Origin of the sequence: Mycobacterium sp. (assembly GCF_049683935.1) — a bacterium.
In the GTDB taxonomy this organism is placed as follows: domain Bacteria; phylum Actinomycetota; class Actinomycetes; order Mycobacteriales; family Mycobacteriaceae; genus Mycobacterium.
On sequence record NZ_JBAUJR010000392.1, the window covers coordinates 1 to 2,039 of the forward strand.

Genomic DNA, 2,039 nt, shown 5'->3' on the forward strand with positions numbered 1-2,039 from the left:
GGACAGTTGAGCGCCGCGGTGGGCGTCGCCTCCCGGATCCGCGACGAGGTTGCCGCCGAACGTCAGGTCCGGGCCGCCGCGCTGACGACGGCGCGTGAGGAGGTCAACGAACTCACCGCCAGGATCAATGCGCTCACCGATTCGCTACACCGCGACGAGGTCGCCAAAGCCCAAGCGGCACTGCGCATCGAGCAACTCGAGCAGCAGGTGCTCGAGCAGTTCGGGATGGCCGTCGCCGATCTTGTCGCCGAGTACGGTCCCGGCGTCTCGCTGCCCCCGACCGAACTGGAGATGGCCGAGTACGAGCAGGCGCGCGAACGCGGCGAGCAGGTCACCGCACCGGCGCCGCTTCCCTTCGACCGGCCCACCCAGGAGCGGCGCGCCAAACGCGCCGAGCGCGAGCTCAACGAGTTGGGCAGGGTCAATCCGCTTGCTCTCGAGGAGTTCGCCGCACTCGAGGAGCGCTACAACTTCCTGTCGACCCAGCTCGAGGACGTCAAGGCCGCGCGCAAGGACCTGCTCGACGTGATCGCCGATGTCGACACCCGGATCCTGCAGGTGTTCGCCGAGGCGTATGCGGATGTCGAACGTGAGTTCTCGCAAGTGTTCTCGACGCTGTTCCCCGGGGGCGAGGGCAGGTTGCTGCTGACCAATCCCGAGGACATGCTCACCACGGGCATCGAGGTCGAGGCCCGTCCGCCGGGCAAGAAGATCAAACGGTTGTCGCTGCTGTCCGGTGGGGAGAAGTCGTTGACAGCGGTGGCGATGCTGGTGGCGATCTTCCGGGCACGCCCGTCGCCGTTCTACGTGATGGACGAGGTGGAGGCCGCCCTGGACGACGTGAACCTGCGTCGGCTGATCAGCCTGTTCGAACAGCTGCGTGAAGTGTCCCAGCTGATCGTCATCACCCACCAGAAGCCGACGATGGAGATCGCCGACGCGTTGTACGGCGTGACGATGCGCAACGACGGCATCACGGCGGTGATCTCGCAGCGGATGCGCGGCCAGGAGCTGGTGGCCAGTCCGTCCTGAACCCGGGGTCCGGCGGCACCGGTCGGCACCCCTGCGACAATGGCGTGGTGTCTGAGGGTCTCTGGATCGCTGTCGCGGTCATCGCTGTTCTGCTGGTAGCCGCGCTCGTTGTCGGGCTGGTGCGCTACCGCCGCCGACGGATCAGCTTGTCGGCGCCGGACACCGCCAAGCCTGTCGATCGCTCAGGTGGTTATACCGCCTCGTCAGGCATCTCGTTCAGCGCGTCCGCCCCCGCCGAGGCTCCGGTACGTCCGCGTGAGGAACCCACGAAGACACCGCCCGAGCGGATCGACACCAGCGGGTTGCCGGCCGTCGGTGACGACGCCACCGTCCCGCGTGACGCGCCGAAGCGGCCGATCGCCGACGTGAAGCTCCCGGAGCCCCCGGTGGTCGAACCGCCACCGGCTCCGCCTGCGCCGCCTGTGGCAGAACCCGAGACCGTCGCCGAACCCGAGACCGTCGCCGAACCCGAGACCGTCGCCGATGAGCCCGGCCCGGCTCCCGTGGCAGAACCGGCCGCCCCCGAGATCGACACCATCGCACCCACCGACGGCCGGCTGGATCGACTGCGCGGCCGATTGGCCAAGTCGCAGAACACGCTGGGTCGCAGCATGCTCGGTCTGCTGGGCGGAGGTGACCTCGACGAGGACTCGTGGGAAGAGGTCGAGGACACCCTGCTGATCGCCGACCTCGGACCCGTGGTCACCACCTCTGTGGTCGCATCGCTGCGGGAGCGGATGGCCAGCAGCCGGGTGCGCACCGAAGCCGACGCCAGGGCGGTGCTGCGGGAGGTCCTGATCGCCGAACTCCAGCCCGATCTCGACCGCTCCATCCGCGCCCTACCGCACGACGACAAGCCCTCGGTGCTGCTGGTGGTCGGGGTCAACGGGACGGGCAAGACGACCACCGTCGGCAAGCTCGCCCGGGTCCTCGTCGCCGACGGCCGGCGCGTGGTCCTCGGGGCGGCCGACACGTTCCGTGCCGCGGCGGCAGACCAGCTGCAGACG

2 protein-coding genes are annotated in these 2,039 nt (G+C 69.1%); both read left to right on the forward strand.

Features of this window, described 5'->3' with window-relative positions; translation table 11 throughout:
* A partial coding sequence (locus tag WA965_RS22405) for an AAA family ATPase (protein WP_526448090.1) occupies positions 1-1,032 on the forward strand: 1,032 nt, incomplete at its 5' end.
* A 47-nt stretch (positions 1,033-1,079) separates the two neighbouring features.
* The coding region (locus WA965_RS22410) for a signal recognition particle receptor subunit alpha (protein ID WP_526448091.1) at positions 1,080-2,039 on the forward strand (960 nt) is incomplete at its 3' end.